Source organism: Siphonobacter sp. SORGH_AS_0500, assembly GCF_002838835.1.
In the GTDB taxonomy this organism is placed as follows: Bacteria; Bacteroidota; Bacteroidia; order Cytophagales; family Spirosomataceae; genus Siphonobacter.
In genome coordinates this window covers 290,129-310,200 of record NZ_NHPP01000007.1, presented here as the reverse complement: position 1 = coordinate 310,200, position 20,072 = coordinate 290,129, and the positions used below count along the sequence as shown (strand labels likewise).

Here is a 20,072-nt window from a genome sequence, read left to right as displayed (position 1 = left end):
TATGCCGCTTTATCTAATATATGAATTTCCCGGTCTATTTTATATTTTTTTCACTCCTTAAATTAAGCATAAAATAAACAATAGTAGTATTTAATACTCAACCCACATTGAGGGATACGATTCTGCTTCTTTTTGGAATATCCTGAAACGAAAGCAAAAATTAGAAAAAATAATTTCATCATCTGAAAATTTAATATTTGGGATTTATAAAGGCTCTTTTTTTCATTTTTAATAAAAAATACCCTTTAAAGCCTCTATTTATACATTTCTAAAAATTGGCTACCTCGCTTCATAGCTTATTAAAATCTTTCTTCGGCAATTTTTATCCAAATAAAATTTTGCCATTTATTTAAAACCACTATTTTTGTAGCCCATTTTAGAAACGAGCATTAAATCATTTACTTTTTTAGTAATTTATGCTCATTTCAATAAATGATATAGTAAGTAATTTTATTCCAACTTCATCATTTTATGAGCCTATGCAATATCTATCCTTTCTTCATTCAGCATTCATTCCATTTTCCAGCAATTGTCTTTTGCTTACCTAATTAAACTCTGGTTTTCCAGGAGCTATTTCAGGATTTTACGCGTACCCAATTTGTATTTTCATTCTTAACCAACTATTCATCCACAAACCATGAAGAAACTTTTATTCTTCACGTTCCTGCTGCTTTTCGGGTGGACGGCCCAGGCTCAGGATCGCGTTGTGACTGGTAGAGTAACTTCCAGTGATGACGGCTCACCAATTCCTGGCGTGAGCATTGTAGTGAAAGGCACTACTAAGGGAACTACTTCCGATGCTAACGGTAATTATCGTATAACCATTTCTGATAACGCTACCTCGCTGGTTTTCAGCTCCATTGGTCTTAGTCGGGTTGAAGAAGCCATTAACGGCAGAACAACCATTGACGTAGTATTACAACCTACCTCAGAATCCCTTAATGAAGTCGTAGTAACGGCTCAGGGAATCGAGCGGGATACTCGTTCGTTGGGTTACGCCACTCAAAATGTAAATGGCAGTGCTTTAGCTCAACGTTCTGAGCCTAACGTACTTAACACCTTACAGGGTAAAGTAGCCGGGGTAAACATCACGAGTTCTTCGGGAGCTCCGGGGGCTTCTACCAACATCAACATCCGGGGTATTACCTCTTTCAACGGTAACAACCAGCCTTTGATCGTTGTGGATGGTATTATCTTCAGTAACGATGTAGATAACTCTCAAAATACGCTTTTCGGATCGCAGCCTTCCAGCCGTCTTTCAGACATCAGCCCTGAGAGTATCGAGTCGATCAACGTACTGAAAGGCCCCGCGGCTTCGGTATTGTATGGTTCACGGGCTTCTGCCGGGGTAATCGTTATCACTACGAAAAGTGGTAAAGGTTTGAACGGTAAAACAGAAGTGACGTTTAATTCCTCCGTTAACTGGCAAAATGTAGCTTACTTGCCTAAGTTCCAAAACCGGTATGGCCAAGGTACGCAGAACAACTATGTAAACAACTCTACGGCCTCCTGGGGACCTGCTTTTGGAACGCCTGGTTTTGATAACGTACAGACAGCGTGGGGCGAAACCGTTCCTTATCAGGCCTATCCGAATAACGTTCGTGATTTCTACCAAACAGGAACTATGTTTCAAAACTCGCTGAACATTGCGGGTGGGGATCAGGACAATAACTTTGCCGCAACCATTTCAAGTACCATTCAAGATGGGGTAGTACGCCGTAGTGGATTCGACCGCCATAGTGTTCAGGTAGGGGGTAACTCAAAACTGAAAAATGGGGTTAAGTTAGGAGGAACTATCACTTACGTGAAGTCAGCTCAGACTGGTACAATCATGGGTAATGGCGGTAGTGCCTTTGGGCAGATCACCCGTATTCCCAGAAGCTTTGATTTAGTAGGACGTCCTTACCAGGATGCTACAGGTAAAAGTATCTACTTCGTAAACGGTCAGAACCACCCTTTATGGAGTTTGGAAAACGAATTCTATAAAAGCAACGTTGATCGTGTCTTCGGAAACTTGTCAGTTGGTTATGACATCACCAATTGGTTAAACGTTAGTTACCGAGTAACGGCTGATACGTATACTGATAATAGAAAACAAGTTTTACGCATTGGAGCGGCTCGTGCCCCCCAGGGACAAATCGATGAAGATTTACGGTTCCGTTCAGAATTAAACGGTGACTTATTAATCAATGCGAATAAGAAAGATTTATTCGTGCAAGGGCTGAATGCTACGTTGCTATTAGGTCAAAACCTCAACCAGCGTTCATTCAAACAGTCAGGCGTAGGTGCAGAGGCATTAACGATTCCTGGTTTTGATAACGTAAGCAACGGTTCGGTATTTACGAGCTCTTACGAATCTTCAACCAGAAGAAGACTGGTTGGTCACTATGGCCAGTTATCGCTGGATTATAAATCTTATTTATTCCTGGAGTTATCCGGCCGCGTAGATCAGTCATCTACCTTACCTAAAGGACAGAACGCTTACTTCTACCCTTCAGCAGCGTTAAGCTTCGTTCCTTTGGAGGCTTTCAAAGTTGAATCAGACGTTATTTCGTATGCCAAAGTACGTGGTAACATTGCCCGGGTAGGTCGTGATGCTGATCCCTATCTCTTACAATCGGTATACACTACGGCTGCCTTTGGTAATAACGTGGCTGACGTAACCTTCCCTTTAAGTGTAGGCGGCAGCAGTATTCCTGGTTTCCAAATCAGCAATCGAATTGGTTCTATGAACCTGAAGCCTGAATTTGTTACCTCTTACGAAGCAGGTCTGAACTTAGGTTTCTTCAACAACCGTTTAGGTATTGACTTTACCTTCTTCAATACCAAAAGTACCAGCCAGATTTTTGACGTAGCCATTTCTAACTCCAGCGGATACGACACGCGTACTACGAACATCGGAGAAATGCGTAACCGTGGTATTGAATTACAGGTATCAGCCACTCCGGTTCACACCAAATCATTCAAATGGGATTTGATGCTGAACTTTACTCGTATTCGCAATAAAGTTATCTCGATTGCTCCAGGCGTTACTAACTCAACTATCAACGGTGATGGCTTCATAGGTATCTCTCCATCCATTGCGGAAGGCTATCCTTATGGTGTAATCATTGGAACGGCTAATGCCCGTTCAGAAAGTGGTGAGTTACTGATTAACCCTAACACGGGTGGTTTCCTGCCCGGTATTGCTGGTCAGGTTATTTCAAACCCACAAAAAGACTGGATTGCTGGCTTAACGAACAACTTCTCTTTCAAAGGAATTACATTGTCGGCTCTGTTTGACATCAATAAAGGGGGTCAGATTTATTCCTTCTCTCAAGTTGACATGAGAAGTGCCGGACAAACAGAGATCACGGGTATTGATCGCGATCAGCCTCGTATTCTGCCCGGTGTTATTCAAAACGCTGATGGAACGACTCGTCCTAACAATATCCAGGTATCAGCACAAACGTACTGGGCGGGCTTAGGTGGTTTGGCTTCCGAAGGAGCCGTATTTGATGCTACCGCCTACCGCTTACGGGAAGTTTCTTTAAGCTATGCTCTTCCTAAAACGCTTCTGAGTCGTACCCCATTTGGAAATATTAGTGTTGGCGTGAGTGGCAGAAACTTATGGATGTTTGCTCCTGGTTTCCCCAGCGATCCTGAAATCAACACACAAGGTGCTGGTAATATCCAGGGTCTGGATTTGAACGGGATTCCTACAACTCGCAATTATGGAGTTAACCTTCGTGTAACATTCTAATTATGATTCACATGACATTCTTATCAAGACATAAAAAATGGGTTACCGGGCTGACTTTTGCCTGCTCGCTAGCCACTTTATCTTCGTGTTCTGATTTTTTGGATATTAACCAAACGCCGAATAACCCAACCACCGTTACTCCAGCGACCTTGCTGCCTAGTGGTCTGGTGGGTTCTGCTTTCGCTAATGCTAATGATCTGAACCGTTTTGCCAGCGTCATCATGAGTGTAACTGCCGGAGCCAATGGTAGCCCTGCTACCTGGGACCGGTACAATACAGACGGTTCTGATTTCGGTAACCAGTGGCGTTTTGAAATCTATGCAGGTGCCCTAATTAATTACGACAAACTGATTGAAGCTGCACAGACGACCAACTCCAATGCCTACATTGGAATTGCCAAAATCATGAAAGCCTATACGTTTGCGTTGACAACGGATACCTGGGGAGATATTCCTTATTCAGAGGCTCTGAAAGGTGAGGCGAATACGCAACCTCGTCTGGACTCACAGCAGGATATTTACTTAGGTAATAGCGAAAAAGGCATCCAAAGCCTTTTCGACTTAGTAAAAGAAGGATTAGCAGATCTAGAAAAAACCAGCACCACCAAACCGGGTTCTGATGACCTGGTGTACGGAGGTACGATGGATAACTGGAAAAAAGCGGGTAATACTTTGTTATTGAAGTTGGCTATGCAAATCAGCAGCGTTAATCCTGATCGGGCAAAAACCATCATTAACGAAGTACTTCAGGGCAATAACTACATTACCACCAATGACCAGAATCTGGGCGTTAAATTTGGGGGTCAGGTAGGTAGCCAAAGTCCGATTTATACCTATACGTATAACTCATCGTTTAGCACGGATCAGTTGATCAGTACTCGTTTTGTGAACCTACTTCAGGGTCTGAACGATCCTCGCCTGCCGATTTTCGTTACCAGACCTAGTGGTAGTTACGTAACCATCGACAACGGCTTTGCTGGTTCACCACCACCAGCAACTTCTCGCTCTATGTTCAGTACATACGTAACTGGAGAAAATGGCGTAGGCCCCGTTCGTCTGATTACTAACTGGCAGCGTGCCTTTATTCTGGCAGAAGCAGTAATCCGTTTAGGAACCGCTGGTGATGCTCAGAAATTATACGAAGAAGGCATCAAAGCTCCATGAGCTCAGCAGGTATTTCAGACGCTGACATTACCGCTTATTTCGCAGCGAACCCAACAGTAGTGACGCTTTCAGGTAGCAACGACAATAAAATCAAGCAGATCATTACGCAGAAATACATTTCTCAGTATGGTAACGGCTTAGAGCAATGGAATGACTGGAGAAGAACCGGTTACCCAACGTTAGCCCAACACCAAAACGCTGTTGGCGTGGATGGTACTCGTCCGGTACGTGCTCGTTACATTGATCAGGAAATTGCTCGTAACCCTAATTTCCCCAACAACGTTTTACAGAACGTGCGGGTTTGGTGGGACGTTAACTAGTTTCAATTCTAATCATTGACACAAATGAAAAATATATTTCTCATCCTAAGCTTGTGCATGGCCGTCGCTTTTACGTCCTGCAAAAGTGACTACGGAACATTCTACGAAGACAACCGGCCGGAGGTGCCTGTAACGTTTCCAGGGACAACAACGTACGGTTTCAATCCATACATTACTAAGTCTATCAAGGATTCGACTACTGCCTTAGAATTTACGCTTTCGATCCCCGAAAGTAGTGGTCGTACGATTAAAGAAATCACGAAAGTTTCTGCTGGAAGCACCAGTATCAACGCAGGTGGAGTAGCTACGGCAACTTATATCTCCGCTCCTATTGCAGCTACTGGAACCACGGCTAAATTCACAACCAGTCTGTCTCAGTTTAAATCAAAATCAGCGGCAAACCGTGCCCTGGTTGTAGCAGGTGGTGAAATTGCCTTCATGTTCCTGGTAACGCTGGATAACGGAGCAACCATCATTCCTGTACAGGTGAGGGTTCGAATTACGGCTTAAGCCTGATTCTTTCAGTAACAAAAAGCTCGACCGTCATGGGTCGAGCTTTTTTGTTGATTACCCAATCGCTTGGGTTAAATCTTCAATCAAGTCCTCTACATCTTCAATACCCACGCTTAGCCGGATCAGGGTATCTTTCAGCCCTGACTTCTCACGTTCGGACTTGGGAATACTGGCGTGCGTCATACTTGCCGGATGCGTGCATAAGGACTCCACGCCACCCAGTGATTCGCCCAGAGAGAATACGTTAAAGCTCGACATTACCCGAATGGCTTCTTCGTAATCATCGCCTTTTAGTTCGAAAGAAAGCATTCCGCCAAAATCCCGCATTTGCGTAGCTGCCAGCTCATGACCGGGGTGATTTTTCAAACCGGGGTAATAGACTTTCCCTACTTTGGGGTGATTCACCAGAAATTCCGCTACCTGTCGGGCATTCTCGCAATGCTGCTTCATGCGAATGTGTAAGGTCTTGATTCCCCGCAATACCAGAAAACAATCCTGTGGACCGGGCACGGCACCACAAGCGTTCTGAATAAAACGAAGACGGCTGGCGAGCTCGTCATCATTCAGCATCAAAGCTCCCATAACGGTATCGGAGTGACCACCGAGGTATTTGGTAACCGAGTGCATGACGATGTCGGCTCCTAGATCCAGTGGATTCTGCAAGTAAGGCGAAGCAAACGTATTATCCACCACTGTCAGCACTCCGCGACTTTTGGCTTTCTCTGCTAAAGTCTTAATATCCAGAATTCGAAGTAAGGGATTTGTCGGCGTTTCCAGCCAGAGCATTTTTGTATTTTCAGTAAAAACCGAATCAACTACTGCCGGATCGCTCAGATCGATGAACTTAAATTTAAGGCCAAAGTCTTCGAAAATTCGAACGAAAATTCGGTACGTTCCCCCGTATAAATCATTGGTAGCAATAATCTCATCGCCAGGTTTAAATAACTTCAGTAAAGCATCCGTTGCCGCCAAGCCGGAAGCGTAGCAAATGCCATGTTTCGCATTTTCCAGAGCAGCCAAAGCCTGTTGCAAAGCCGTTCGGGTGGGGTTATGGGTTCGGGAATATTCGTATCCTTTATGTACGCCCGGAGCTTCCTGAACGTAGGTAGAAGTCTGATAGATAGGCGTCATAATCGCTCCCGTAGAGGGATCGGGTTCAACGCCAGCATGAATGGCTTTCGTGGCAAAACGCATAAGATTTCGTTCTAATTTTTTCGTAAGTTCGGTAACAAGCTGATTTTAATTTATTCTTTTGTGCAAAAACCTATTCCCTTTAAAAAATTCACCTTTTCCAACCTGTGTTTATGAAACCTTTTTTACTTTTTCTTCTATGGGGAGTAAGCCTTTCGTCGGCTTTTGCTCAACAACTAAAACCCGGCTTTGACGGCGATGAGTACCGGGAAATGATTCAATTATTTCATCAACAGGTAGATACCGCCAAAACTGACATTATTCCCAAGCCCGTCCGTTACGAACGTTTATACCGCAGCCCTGAATCGGAATTAAAGAATCTTTGGGAGTTATGGAAGCGAACGGATGGCGTTGGTGTAATCTGTATTCGTGGAACTGTTCAGGAAACCCCTAGCTGGCTGGAGAATTTCTACGCCGCCATGATTCCGGCTACGGGCGAACTGAAACTGGGTAACGATAGAGTTTTTCGGTATCAACTGGCTCAAAACCCCAGGGCAATGGTTCATGTCGGCTGGACAATCGGGCTGTCGGATCTAGCTCCGACCATCGTTGAAAAAATTCAGGAGTTATACAAAACGGGTACCCGCGAATTTCTAATCATGGGACACAGTCAGGGCGGTGCTTTAGCGTACTTAACACGTGCGTATCTGGCCGATTTAGTTAATCGCAAGGAAATACCTCAGGATATTCGCTTCAAGACCTATTGCAGTGCAGCTCCTAAACCGGGTAATTTATACTTCGCCTATGATTATGAGTTTTTGACTCGCGATGGGTGGAGTTACACCGTTTTAAATGCTTCGGACTGGGTTCCGGAAACGCCTTTTTCCATTCAGACGCTTTCAGATTTCAATAAGGTTAACCCTTTCGAAAGTATTAGGCCTACTTTAAAAAAACAGCCTTTCATTGCCCGTATCGTACTGAGCCGGATTTTTAATCGGATGGATAGGGCCACGCGAATTGCGGAAAAACGTTTTCGTAAGAATTTAGGAAAGATGATGTATTCGCAAATCAAGAAATACAAAAAGGACTTGCCTCAACCGGATTATGAAAAGGGCAATAACTACATGCGGGCAGGTTCGCCAATTATTTTACAGCCTAACGATGCTTATCGGCAACAGTATCCCGATAGCTCTAAGAATATATTTATTCACCATTTGCTGGTTCCGTATTATACCCTAAGCCAGACGTATTATCCGGGAAAATAACCAACAGACCCTAGAGACGCGACTTCATCGCGGCTGGCTGGGAAATGAAAAACTCTCACCATGGCTGGTGAGGACACCAGCATGGCGGAAGGCAGGGGTAACAAAATTTGCCTCTTACTCAGACGCGATGACGTCGCGTCTCTACAGAGATCATCGCACTATTCTATTATAAAACAAGAACGCCTGGTAAGATTACCAGGCCGTTCTTATTATTCTTCATTCAGGATATAAAACTCATACCGCAGTGGATCGAATGTATCCAGCAACTGGGTGATGAATTTAGGATTGGCCAGATAGAAATTCAGGAAGTTATCGGTGCGTTCCTGCAAGCCACCGCCGGGGAATAGGTGGGCCTTCAGTTCGCTTAAATGACGCATATCCGTTTCCTGATTTTGAGCTTCGGAGGCAAAAATTCGTCGATCCAGTCGATCGGACCAATTTTTGAGCTTCTGTTCTTCGGCTTTGATATGCCCGTCCAGCGTTGGATTAACCACCAAAGCTTTCTTCCGAATGCCTTCCATCGCCGCTAAAATTTGCTGGATTTCAGGAGTAATGTCGAGCGAATACGCGGCGTGTTTTTCTACGTACTGCCTCCGTAATACTGCTTCGTTCTCAAATAAATCGCCAATCTCCAATTCCAGATTAGTAATGCGTCGCTGCGTCGCCGGACTAATAACCATCGCAAAATTACGAGGCATCAGAATCGGGAAGGGAATGTGGTAGTGATCGAAAACGGGTTTGAGTTGTAACCAGTACGCCAGCTCGCCCGGCCCGCCCAGGTAAGCCAGGTTAGGCAGAATCACCTCCTGATACACCGGACGCAGAATGACATTCGGACTAAAAACTTCAGGACTTTCCTCCAGCATTCTTCGTACTTCCGCTTCCGAAAAAGCAAGTTTGGTTTCATTCACACTAACACCGTTTTCTTCAGGAATCAGCCGTTCACGCAGGCCATTTTCCAGATAGAAAAAGTTAATCTCACGCGGTGTTACCTGCTGTTTATACCCCAGTTGCTCCAGTTTTTCGGAAGCTTCCTGTACGAGCGTAAATGCCGTATGATTGAAAATATCATCTTCAATAACTGGACGAAATTCGGCTTTCAGAGCCTGATCGTCCGCATCCAGCGAGATCAATCCCTCGGCACCGAATAATTCGTGGATGTAATACCGAACGGCATCTGCCAATGTTTCGTGTTGTAGATATGCCTGCTCAAAGAGTGGCAATCGTTCGGGAATTTCTTTTAGTAAAGTGGCTAACTCCTTCGGGTTCATCCGGCCCACTGCTCCTTTTTGCTCGGTATGCCAGGTATAGGTTTTGCCCGAAAGGCGAAAATGATTGATTTCCTCAAAATCATGATCTTCCGTAGCCATCCAATAGACGGGAACGAAGGTATATTCCGGGAATTCCTGCTTGAGCCGTTTCGCCAGATTAATTGCCGTTACTAACTTGAAAATTACGTAGAGCGGACCCGTGAAAATATTAAGCTGATGGCCTGAAGTTACCGTAAAGGTTTTGTCATTGAGTAAAACGCTAAAGTCGGGTTTATTCTCAATGGTTGCATATTGTTTTTCGAGGACAGAAACGAGCGTTTTTCGCTTCTCAACATCGAATTTTTTCTGCTCAATTTGCTTTCTAAATCCTTCTAAATCAGGAAACTCTCCATAAAAAGGTTTCAGTTTTTCCTGACCAGAAATAAACTCTTGAAAAAGCGAAGAAAACTGCCGCGTGTGGGCTAAAGAGATACAGCTAACCTGCATAATACCGGGATTTCGAGCCCGAAGTTCGTAAAACGGGACTGGCAAACAAACTGTATCAGGTCTGGCTTAGTTCAAAAAGTTTTCAGGTTGGTGCTTTTCATACATTTCACGCTCGTTCGTAAAGATGCGATTCATCGCCTCTAAGATTCACTAATTCACTTGTTCACGTTTAAACGAGTACCATTCGCATCCAGACGCGACTCATCATGTCTCTACGAAAAAAGGATTGAAAGCTGACTTTCAATCCTTTTTTCTGTTATTAACTAGCATTGCTTTTACACTAACTCTCCGTATAAATCAAATTCTTCCGCAGAAGTAATACGCACCTGAGCGAAATCACCCTGACTTACGTATTGAGTAGCGGGAATTAATACTTCATTATCTACTTCAGGAGAATCGAATTCCGTACGACCGATGAAGTAACCGCCTTCTTTTCGATCAAACAATACTTTGTAGGTATTGCCTATTTTGGCTTGATTCAACTCCAGAGAAATGCCCTGTTGCAATTCCATAATGTCGTCGGCCCGTTGCTGTTTTTCTTCGGCTGGGATAGTGTCTTCCATCGTGGCCGAATGCGTCGAATCTTCGTGTGAATACTGGAACACACCCAAACGATCAAAGCGGGAGTTTTCTACGAAACGGTAGGTCTCTTCGAATAACTCTTCTGATTCGCCGGGGTGACCGACGATTAACGTCGTTCGCAAAGCGATACCGGGGACTTTATCACGAATGGAATGAATGAGTTCTTCCGTTTTTTCACGAGTAATGCCACGACGCATGACTTTCAGCAATTCTGTCGAACCCGTTTGCAGGGGCATATCCAGATACTTACAGATATTTGGCTTGGCGTTCATCACATCCAGCACGTCCATTGGAAAACCGGAAGGATACGCATATTGCAGACGAATCCAGTCGATGCCTTCTACGTCCGAAATGCGATCCATTAACTCTGCCAGATTCCGTTTTTTGTAAATATCCAGTCCGTAATACGTCAAATCCTGAGCAATGAGAATCAGCTCTTTCGTGCCGCGACGAGCCAGGGAACGCACTTCCGTTTCCAGATCTTCAATCGTCCGGGAAACGTGCTTACCCCGCATTAACGGAATCGCACAGAAACTACAGGGACGATCGCAACCTTCGGCGATTTTCAGATAAGCATAATGAGCAGGCGTAGTCAACAGGCGTTCCCCGACCAATTCATGCTTGTAATCCGCCTTTAAGGTTTTAAGCAAGCGAGGCATCTCGTTACTTCCAAACCAGGCGTCAACTTCTGGAATTTCAAGCTCCAGTTCGTCTTTGTAGCGGTGCGACAAACAGCCCGTTACGTATACTTTCTCGACGATACCTTCGGCTTTCGCGTCTACGTAGCGGAGGATGGTATCGATGGATTCCTGCTTAGCGTTATCAATAAAGCCGCAGGTATTAATCACCACAATTTGCGAATCGTCCTTCTCTGACTCGTGAGCGACGTTATACCCGTTGCCTTTGAGCTGGGTAAAAAGGTTCTCCGAATCTACCAGGTTTTTAGAACAACCCAGCGTCACGATATTGACTTTATTCTTGCGTAATGTTTTGGTTTTCATTGACTAGTAAGACAAGAGACCCAACGGCTCGTCGAGGGGTTCTGCTTCTTTAATGGTCTAAAATGCGGCTGCGTAGTTAATTTCAAACTGCACCGGCGTATACTTTCCGGCTTCAACCGTAATGGGATACACATTACCGTCGCCGTCCGAGATGTTTGCCCAGAGTCCCCGCTGTTCTTTGGTGAAGATGGAATACGTTCCGGGAGCCAGTTTCACTTTGAATTTGCCCTGGCGATTGGTAACTACTTTTGCTACCCGTTTGGTTCGGATGCGTTGGTAAAAACCATCCAGTTGCTCAGTCTGGCTCTGTGGTGTTAATTCATAAATCCAGACTTCCCGCTTAATACCTTTCGCAGCTTTTATGGGCCGATCGGGCGAGGGCATTTGATTACCTGATTTCCAGGTTACCTGACCCACTATTCCCGAAGTAAGCGACGTTTTCTGGGCTTCACTTTGAAAAACGAGGCACAAAAGTACGGATAAAATCGTTAACATTCTCATATACAGAAAGATAAAAAGCGGACACCATTCGATATCCGCTTGTCGGGTTTGAAGTTTTGGGTTTAGTATTTTGAGTTAGTTCTAATTATAACAAACAACCCTATCAGGGTTAAATTCCATAAATAGCCCTAGGTGATCCACCCGGGGAGGGATTTTATTGTCCGCATCCGCAACCCTGCATTGCATACGGGGCTACTTATATTTAACCCCAATGGAGTTGTTTTATTTCGTCATCACTCAGGTCTATTAACTCGGTCAGGGTTTTATTCCCCACCTAACCCCGCATTTCATACGGGGCTACCCATATTTAACCCCGATGGGGTTATTTTATTGGATATTTCTAAGTCTAGTCTCCAAATAACGCTAAACACAAAACCCCAAACTCACCACTTACTTCAAAATATCCGCAGCCAGCTCGGGCAGGTTCAGTCCGTCGAACGTACCGGAGGACATGAGTAATAAATTAGCGTTATTCCATTCCTGAGCCAATAAAAACTCCCGTAGTTTTTGATTATCCGTAAACACTTTCAGATTAGGGTTACCAAAGGTTTCGGTAATATCTTCTGGCGAAATGGGCGTTAATTTCTTCTGCTCAATGGTGTGCGGGCTGTAATAAACCGCGGCCACATCGGGCGTATTGAATTTACCTTTATACTGAGGCAGGAAATATTTATTAAGGCTGCTGAACGTATGTAATTCCACAACGGCTACCAGCTTGCGTTCAGGGAATTGATTTTTCACCGCTTTAGCCGTCGCTTCCAGTTTAGAGGGAGCATGAGCGAAATCACGGAAAATCGCCGTTGATTCATTTTCACCCGCCCGCTCCAAACGATTGGCCGCTCCGGTAAAAGACTGAATCGCTTCGTAGAACATAAAGTCTTCGATACCGATTTTCTCGAGTACCGTTTTGGCTCCGTTCAGGTTCTTCATATTGTGCCCCCCAAAAATCTTCAGCGGCACTTCTTCACCATTCGGTTTTAACAAGTAAGTCACTCCTTCACGAATCACGTGGGGGTGTTCAGTGTATCCGAAAGGTTGTACATCCGCCCGTTCTTTCTTGGAAATCACGGACACCACATCGTCAGTATCGTCGTAGATCAGCATTCCACCTTTGGGCGAGCTTTCGGCCAATAATTCAAACTGATGTACGTAAGCCTCAAATTCGGGGTAGACATTAATATGATCCCAGGCAATACCCGAAATCAGGGTAATGTGGGGATGATAATGCAGGAATTTAGGCTGACGATCAATGGGTGAAGAGAAATATTCATCGCCTTCAATCACGATCAGTGGAGCGTCATCCGATAATTTCACCATCGTGTCAAAACCAGCGACGCGGGCTCCAACGAGGTAATCAAATTTCCGGTTGAAATATTTCAGAACGTGCAGGATGATGGCTGTAGTCGTGGTTTTACCATGACTTCCTGCAATAACTACGCGTTGTTTATTTCGACTTTGTTCAAAGACAAATTCAGGATAGGAGAATACCCGAATGCCTAATTCCTGAGCTTTCAGTAGCTCCGGGTTATCCGCCCGGGCGTGCATGCCGAGAATCACAGCGTCCAGCTCTGGCGTAATTTTTTCGGGAAACCAACCCATCTGTTCGGGCAACAGACCCGCCTGATCCAGGCGAGTTTTGGAAGGCTCATAAATTTCATCGTCTGAACCCGTTACCGTAATTCCCTTCTGGTTCAGGACGAGAGCCAGGTTGTGCATGGCTGCTCCACCGATGGCAATAAAATGTATGCGTTGAGACTTGATTATTTCGTTGGGCGAAGTCATTCAAAATCAGCTTTTAAAAAAATTAATTTTCAGGCTTTCCGTCCTCCTCACTATTAATTGAGAAAACAGAGAAAAAAAATAACCGAGCCTGCAATTATTGCAGGAGTTTTTCGGTTGCAAAGGTTATAATTTCCGTGCAAATTCGCACGCTCGTTTATGAATAGGTCAGTGGATAACTTCAGTTGTCAACAGCCTTTTCGACGAAAAACAAGTTTTTTACGAAAATTCACCCTTAAAATGTATTTCCGTCCCAAAGGATGAAAAACTACATTGATCTCATTGAGCAAACTTTTGAATTCCCAACCCGGGAGTTCGGTGTTGACGAGAAAAACACGCTCCTCTTCAACAACGTACCCCTGATGGATATTATCCGTCAGTACGGTACCCCGCTCAAACTTACGTACTTACCCAAAATTGAAGAGCATATTGAACACGCTCGTTTGCTGTTCCGTAATGCCATGAAGAAATTCAATTACAAGGGAAGTTATACGTATTGTTATTGTACGAAGTCTTCACATTTTCAATTTATTCTCGAAGAAGTTCTGAGTAATAACTGCCACCTGGAAACTTCTTCGGCTTATGACATTGCCATTATTCGGGAATTGTATCGTCAGGAAAAACTGACTAAAAATACATTCATCATCTGTAACGGCTATAAGTTACCTCAATACCAAAAATACATTACCAACCTGATCAACGATGGGTTTAACTGTATTCCGGTACTGGATAACTTAAAGGAAATCGATTATTACATCGAGAACACCCACGCAGAAACAGTTAACCTGGCGATTCGTATTGCGACGGATGAGGAACCCAACTTCTCGTTCTACACCTCACGCCTGGGGATTCGTTATTCCGATATTATGGATTTGTTCAAGAATAAAATTGAGCCAAATCCGAAGCTGAAGTTGAAAATGCTTCACTTCTTCATTAACTCGGGTATCAAGGATAACGCTTATTACTGGTCGGAGCTGACTCGCTTTATGTTCAAATATTGCGAGATGAAGAAAGTCTGTCCTGATCTGGACTCGATTGATATAGGCGGGGGGTTACCCATCCAGACTTCAGTATTCTTCAAATACGATTATCAGGCGATGATCGACGAAATCATTGAAAACATTCAATGGATTTGTAATAAGAATAACGTTCCGGTTCCAAATATTCTCACCGAGTTTGGTAGTTATACTGTCGGTGAAAGTGGTGCCGTTATTTATAAGGTAATCGACAAAAAGCAGCAGAACGACCGCGAGCTTTGGTACATGATTGACGGCAGCTTCATTACGCAGTTGCCTGATTCCTGGGGTATTGGCCAGAAATACATCATGCTGCCAGTCAATAACTGGGATCTGCCCTACGAGAAAGTAAACCTCGGCGGATTAACCTGTGACTCGCAGGATTTCTATAATACCGAAGCCCATTCGGAGGATTTATACGTACCGAGCTTTGACATTGAAAACGAAGATCAGTACATCGGTTTCTTCCATACGGGAGCGTATCAGGAGTCTCTGGGCGGTTACGGCGGTATTCAGCACTGCCTGATTCCCGCTCCGAAACACGTTATTGTCGATCTGGACGAAGAAGGGAACATCACCACTCGACTGTTTGCTCCCCAGCAAACGCACGAAAGCATGTTACAGATTCTGGGCTATGGGCTCGAACCCAAAGAAGGAGTGAATGAGTCCGCGAATATCCAGCTCAGGCCCAGGAAGAAGCCGCTATCAATGAGCAGGAAGCTTCTGTAGCTGAAGAACAGGAAAAATAAACGACTAGAAAGGGAATGGGTCCGAAAAAAGGACTTATTCCCTTTTTCGTTAAAAAAGTGGTAACTTGCTGAGGTATAAGAAAGAGGACACTAAAACTACTCGAAAATATTCATGAAAAAGTCTGCTTACCTGATCGCTCTTTTGGCCGTATTATCACTGGCCTCGTGTGCACGGAAAAACAATTGTCCGGCCTATGGTAACACGAGTATGGAAAGTACTAAACGCTAATTTGTTAAAACAATCTGGAACTATTTTGGATATACGCCTAAAAGTTTAGGCGTAATCGTTTGAGCTGTCCTTAGGGTTGCTTACTTTTGCGTTCCAATTTCAATAGCACCTAACAATGGCGAAGAAAAACAGCGGCTTAGAGTTCTTGGAAAGCCCCGAAGGATTAGCGGGCGAGTTCGGAAAAGCCCAGTCTTTTTTTGATAAAAATCAGAAAGTTGTATACGGCATCATTGCTGCGGCGATTATCGTTGTAGCAGGTTTCTTTGGCTACCAGGCCTGGCAGGATTCTCAAAACGCAGACGCTTCTGCGGCGTTGTTTCCGGCAGTAAACGAATTTGAAGCTGATTCTCTCAACAAAGCTCTGAAAGGAGGCCCTGGCGTTGAAGGGCTGGTTTCTATTGCCGATGAATACGGTTCTACGAAATCAGGGAAACTGGCGAACTTCTACGCTGGTGTTGCTTTATTGAAGCAGGGTAAGTTTGACGATGCCATCGAGCATTTGAAAGATTTCAGCAGCAATGATTTACTGGTGCAGGCTCGTGCCTACGCCCTGATTGGTGATGCTTACCTGGAGAAAAAAGATACTGAAAATGCAATCAGCTACTATAAAAAAGCGGTTGATTACAAACCCAATAAATTCTTTACCCCTACGTACCTGTTGAAGCTGGCTACGGCTTACGAAGTAGCCAAGCAAAACAAGGAAGCCATCGATTCGTACTCCAAGATTATTGAGGAATACCCTCAATCGGCTGAGTATGTATCTGCAAAGAAATACAAGGCCATTCTTGAAGGGCCAGCTTCCGAGTAGTTTAGGGCTTAAAGCACTAAAAATGAAAGGGATGAGGCCACACGGTCACATCCCTTTTTTGTTTCATCGTAGTTCGTCTGTAGCTAAATCATGGCTTCTGCACTTAAAAACCTAAGCGTTTTCAGCACTGAAAACCTTCCTGATATTTCTGAAAAACACTTTGCTATCATCGTAGCAGAATGGAACAGCGAAGTTACTGGTCCTCTTTTTACCGGAGCCTACGAAACGCTGGTGAAATACGGAGCCAACGAAGAGTTCATTCACGTACGTAGCGTTCCGGGCAGTTATGAGTTAAGCTTCGGAGCAGCTCTGGCGGCTCAGGCTTCGCACATCGATGCGGTTATTTGCATTGGCTGCGTTATTCAGGGTGAAACCAAGCATAATGACTACATCAATCACGCCGTAGCTCAGGGGCTTACCAACGTAAGTTTACAGTATAATAAACCCGTAATTTTCGGGGTACTAACGCCCAACACCCAGCAGCAGGCTCTGGATCGTGCGGGTGGCATTCACGGAAACAAAGGCGACGAAGCCGCCATTACCGCCATTAAAATGTTAGGTGTTTCTTTTTAGCGTTTGAGTCTGGTTTGAAGTTTAATACCGTTTGAAAGTTTGAGAAGGCTAGGTAAATGCCCTGTACCCGTCAAACTTATTCAAACCTTCTTAAACTTTCAAACGCCCTCAAACCTCTCTACATATTCAAACTTTAATCAATACCATCCTTCTCATGCAAGTCTGGAAATTTGGTGGTACTTCCGTTGGGAAACCCGAGCGGATGCACTCCATTCGAAACCTGATTACCGCCGACAGCGGCAAAAAATTGTTGTTCTCTCCGCGTTATCCGGCTCTACGAATGCCCTGCTTGCCATGGGTGAGTTAGCGAAAGTAGGTAATGATGAAGAACTTACCCAGAAAATTGCCGAGTTACGGGCCCATTATGATGCTTTCCTACCCGAGCTGTATCAAACGTCCGAAGGACTGGCAGAAGGACAGCAAATCGTAGAGAAAGAGTTTTCGTTTATTCAGTCCGTAACCTCTATTCGTCCTTTTACACTTAAGCAGGAAAAAGAGCTCGTAGCTGAAGGAGAAATTCTGTCTACGCAGATGTTTGAAGCCTATCTGCGGGAGCAGGGAGAAAGCTCGGTCTTATTCCCCGCTCTGGACTTCATGCTGATTGATGCCGACAATGAACCCGTTCTTTCGTTCACGGAAGAAACCCTGGGTCAGATGCTGGAGCAGCACGAAGACAAGCAAATCATCATTACTCAGGGCTTCATCTGCCGGAATCCCCGCGGCGAGGTGGATAACCTCAAACGTGGCGGTTCGGACTATACTGCATCACTAATCGGTGGAGCCATTCGGGCGGAAGAAATTCAGATCTGGACGGACATCGATGGCATGCACAATAACGACCCCCGCATCGTGAAGAAAACCTTCCCGATTCGTGAGTTAACCTTCGAGGAAGCCGCTGAACTGGCGTATTTCGGAGCGAAAATTCTTCACCCCAGCACGATTACTCCCGCTAAATTACGCGGCGTACCCGTGCGTCTGAAGAATACGATGGAACCTGAAGCTTTTGGTACACTGATTGCGACGAAATCGAGCGAACGGGAAATCAAGGCTATCGCGGCCAAAGATGGTATCACGGCTATTTATATTCACTCGACGCGTATGCTGAATGCCTACGGCTTTTTGCGTCGCGTATTCGAGGTGTTTGAAAAGTACAAAACACCTGTGGATATGATAACTACTTCGGAAGTATCCGTCTCGGTTACCATTGATAATCCAGAAAACCTGGAGAAAATCACGCTGAACTGAAGCAGTTTGCCGATCTGGAAGACCACGATTACAATCAGACGATTATCTGTATTGTAGGTAATTTCTCCGCTGATAAAAAAGGCGTAGCTCTGAAAGTACTCGACGCAATGAAAAATATTCCGATTCGGATGATTTCGTACGGTGGTTCGGAGCATAACATTTCCATTTTAGTGGATGGTTCTGCCAAAAACGAAGCCTTGAATGCCTTGAATGAGCGTCTGTTCCACTACGAAGACACCATGAAAGACATTTTCACAGCTCCCTGATTTCTATAACGAGAAGCTATTTTTGAACGTGGATCTCGACTGTATCAGAAGAAATCCGCGTTCTTTTTCTATCTGACGACTCATTAGCTGGCTTTCAAAAGCCCTGATTACCCATGCTACAACTCAACTTCATCCGGGAAAATAAAGAATTAACGCTGGCCGGTTTAAAGAAGAAATACTTCAAACAACCTGAAGAGGCCATCGAACAATTGCTGACGCTGGATCAGAAACGCCGCGAAACGCAGGTCGAGCTCGACACGACGCTGGCTCAGTCTAACGCCCTGGCCAAACAAATTGGCGGCTTAATGAAAGAAGGTAAAAAAGAAGAAGCCGAGACTGCCAAAGCCGAAACCGCTTTACTGAAAAGCCGTTCCAAGGAATTGGAAGAACAGCTTCGTCAGATCGAATCTGTTTTACAGGACGAATTGGTAAAACTGCCTAACCTTCCCCACGAAAGCGTTCCAGAAGGACGTACGCCCGAGGAAAACGTAGAAATTTACCTGTGGGGCGACAAACCCACGCTGGCCGAAGACGCTCAGCCTCACTGGGAGTTAATTAAAAAATACGACATCATTGATTTTGAATTAGGTAATAAAATCACGGGTGCGGGTTTTCCGGTGTATAAAGGCAAAGCGGCTCGTCTGCAACGGGCGATGATTAACTTTTTCCTGAACGAAGCCGTAGAGGCGGGTTACATGGAAATTCAGCCCCCAATTCTGATCAATAAAGATTCTGGCTTTGGCACGGGACAATTACCCGACAAAGAAGGCCAGATGTATTACGCCAGCGAAGATGATTTATACCTGATTCCAACGGCGGAAGTTCCGGTAACGAATATTTACCGTGATGTTATCGTAGCGGATCAGGATTTACCGATTAAGCATACGGCCTATACGCCTTGTTTCCGTCGGGAAGCAGGTAGTTGGGGTGCTCACGTGCGGGGTCTGAACCGTTTGCATCAGTTTGATAAAGTAGAACTGGTTCAGATTCAGAAACCTGAAAACTCCTATCAGGCTCTAGAAGAGATGGTAGAACACGTGAAAGGGTTATTACAGAAACTGGAGTTACCCTTCCGTATCATCCGTCTGTGCGGCGGCGATATGAGCTTTACGTCTGCTTTAACGTACGATTTTGAAGTATGGTCTGCGGCTCAACAGCGGTGGCTGGAATGTAGCTCTGTTTCTAACTTCGAAAATTATCAGGCGAACCGTCTGAAGCTTCGGTATAAGGTTGATGGTAAAACCCAGTTACTGCACACGCTGAATGGCTCTGCTCTGGCTTTACCGCGTATCCTGGCGGCTTTACTGGAGAACAATCAGACGCCTGAAGGTATCAACATTCCAAAAGTGCTGGTGCCTTATTGTGGATTCGACAAAATCTAAAAGAGTAAAATTTATTCGTCCGCGATTGCGATGACGGAAGACCCGAGTAC

General features: G+C 44.8%; 12 protein-coding genes and 2 pseudogenes. 9 read left to right on the top strand and 5 right to left on the bottom strand.

Features of this window, described 5'->3' with window-relative positions; genetic code table 11:
* Positions 1-637 precede the first annotated feature (637 nt).
* The 3 genes and pseudogenes from BWI96_RS10755 (at position 638) to BWI96_RS10745 (ending at position 5,735) form a co-directional block, all read left to right on the top strand.
* Positions 638-3,742, top strand: coding sequence for a SusC/RagA family TonB-linked outer membrane protein (locus tag BWI96_RS10755; protein ID WP_106636639.1), 3,105 nt, complete (start codon positions 638-640; stop codon positions 3,740-3,742).
* Between the two features lie 2 nt (positions 3,743-3,744).
* Positions 3,745-5,225: pseudogene (locus BWI96_RS10750) on the top strand (SusD/RagB family nutrient-binding outer membrane lipoprotein).
* Positions 5,226-5,249: 24 nt separating this feature from the next.
* Positions 5,250-5,735, top strand: coding sequence for a hypothetical protein (locus BWI96_RS10745; protein ID WP_106636638.1), 486 nt, complete (start codon positions 5,250-5,252; stop codon positions 5,733-5,735).
* Between the two features lie 57 nt (positions 5,736-5,792).
* Here BWI96_RS10745 and BWI96_RS10740 read toward each other — a convergent pair whose 3' ends face one another.
* The gene (locus BWI96_RS10740) at positions 5,793-6,932 is read right to left on the bottom strand and encodes a cystathionine gamma-synthase (RefSeq protein ID WP_106636637.1); all 1,140 of its coding nucleotides are present in this window, start codon (positions 6,930-6,932) and stop codon (positions 5,793-5,795) included.
* 110 nt (positions 6,933-7,042) lie between these two features.
* Here BWI96_RS10740 and BWI96_RS10735 point away from each other — a divergent pair, with 110 nt between their 5' ends.
* A complete protein-coding gene (locus tag BWI96_RS10735; protein ID WP_106636636.1) occupies positions 7,043-8,134 on the top strand; it encodes a lipase in 1,092 nt (363 codons plus the stop codon).
* A gap of 209 nt (positions 8,135-8,343) precedes the next feature.
* Here BWI96_RS10735 and bshC read toward each other — a convergent pair whose 3' ends face one another.
* The 4 genes from bshC to murC all read right to left on the bottom strand — a co-directional run bounded on the left by bshC (position 8,344) and on the right by murC (position 13,757).
* Positions 8,344-9,936, bottom strand: coding sequence for a bacillithiol biosynthesis cysteine-adding enzyme BshC (bshC, locus tag BWI96_RS10730; RefSeq protein ID WP_369804134.1), 1,593 nt, complete (start codon positions 9,934-9,936; stop codon positions 8,344-8,346).
* Positions 9,937-10,166: 230 nt separating this feature from the next.
* Complete coding sequence (gene rimO, locus BWI96_RS10725; RefSeq protein WP_106636635.1) at positions 10,167-11,474, bottom strand: 30S ribosomal protein S12 methylthiotransferase RimO; 1,308 nt, start codon at positions 11,472-11,474, stop codon at positions 10,167-10,169.
* 57 nt (positions 11,475-11,531) lie between these two features.
* A complete protein-coding gene (locus BWI96_RS10720; RefSeq protein ID WP_106636634.1) occupies positions 11,532-11,969 on the bottom strand; it encodes a hypothetical protein in 438 nt (145 codons plus the stop codon).
* Positions 11,970-12,365: 396 nt separating this feature from the next.
* On the bottom strand, positions 12,366-13,757 hold the full coding sequence (gene murC / locus BWI96_RS10715) for a UDP-N-acetylmuramate--L-alanine ligase (protein ID WP_106636633.1): 1,392 nt from the start codon (positions 13,755-13,757) through the stop codon (positions 12,366-12,368).
* A gap of 257 nt (positions 13,758-14,014) precedes the next feature.
* On the opposite strand from murC, the gene BWI96_RS10710 reads away from it, so the two are divergent.
* From BWI96_RS10710 to serS, 5 genes and pseudogenes are all read left to right on the top strand, one after another.
* Complete coding sequence (locus BWI96_RS10710; RefSeq protein ID WP_106636632.1) at positions 14,015-15,499, top strand: arginine decarboxylase; 1,485 nt, start codon at positions 14,015-14,017, stop codon at positions 15,497-15,499.
* A 364-nt stretch (positions 15,500-15,863) separates the two neighbouring features.
* Positions 15,864-16,556, top strand: coding sequence for a tetratricopeptide repeat protein (locus BWI96_RS10705; RefSeq protein ID WP_106636631.1), 693 nt, complete (start codon positions 15,864-15,866; stop codon positions 16,554-16,556).
* 90 nt (positions 16,557-16,646) lie between these two features.
* Entirely contained in the window at positions 16,647-17,129 is a 483-nt protein-coding gene (gene ribH / locus BWI96_RS10700) for a 6,7-dimethyl-8-ribityllumazine synthase (protein WP_106636630.1), read from the top strand.
* A gap of 154 nt (positions 17,130-17,283) precedes the next feature.
* Positions 17,284-18,640, top strand: a pseudogene (locus BWI96_RS10695) (aspartate kinase).
* 113 nt (positions 18,641-18,753) lie between these two features.
* Positions 18,754-20,022 (top strand): serine--tRNA ligase, encoded by a 1,269-nt coding sequence (serS, locus tag BWI96_RS10690; RefSeq protein ID WP_106636629.1) that lies wholly within the window; start codon positions 18,754-18,756, stop codon positions 20,020-20,022.
* The last annotated feature ends 50 nt before the right edge of the window (positions 20,023-20,072 follow it).

Excerpts from the sequence above, each read along its gene's own strand:
- BWI96_RS10745 (WP_106636638.1), top strand. The coding sequence starts at position 5,250 with ATGAAAAATATATTTCTCATCCTAAGCTTGTGCATGGCCGTCGCTTTT.
- ribH (WP_106636630.1), top strand. The coding sequence starts at position 16,647 with ATGGCTTCTGCACTTAAAAACCTAAGCGTTTTCAGCACTGAAAACCTT.
- BWI96_RS10710 (WP_106636632.1), top strand. The coding sequence starts at position 14,015 with ATGAAAAACTACATTGATCTCATTGAGCAAACTTTTGAATTCCCAACC.
- BWI96_RS10705 (WP_106636631.1), top strand. The coding sequence starts at position 15,864 with ATGGCGAAGAAAAACAGCGGCTTAGAGTTCTTGGAAAGCCCCGAAGGA.
- BWI96_RS10740 (WP_106636637.1), bottom strand. The coding sequence starts at position 6,932 with ATGCGTTTTGCCACGAAAGCCATTCATGCTGGCGTTGAACCCGATCCC.
- BWI96_RS10720 (WP_106636634.1), bottom strand. The coding sequence starts at position 11,969 with ATGTTAACGATTTTATCCGTACTTTTGTGCCTCGTTTTTCAAAGTGAA.
- BWI96_RS10735 (WP_106636636.1), top strand. The coding sequence starts at position 7,043 with ATGAAACCTTTTTTACTTTTTCTTCTATGGGGAGTAAGCCTTTCGTCG.
- rimO (WP_106636635.1), bottom strand. The coding sequence starts at position 11,474 with ATGAAAACCAAAACATTACGCAAGAATAAAGTCAATATCGTGACGCTG.
- murC (WP_106636633.1), bottom strand. The coding sequence starts at position 13,757 with ATGACTTCGCCCAACGAAATAATCAAGTCTCAACGCATACATTTTATT.
- serS (WP_106636629.1), top strand. The coding sequence starts at position 18,754 with ATGCTACAACTCAACTTCATCCGGGAAAATAAAGAATTAACGCTGGCC.
- BWI96_RS10755 (WP_106636639.1), top strand. The coding sequence starts at position 638 with ATGAAGAAACTTTTATTCTTCACGTTCCTGCTGCTTTTCGGGTGGACG.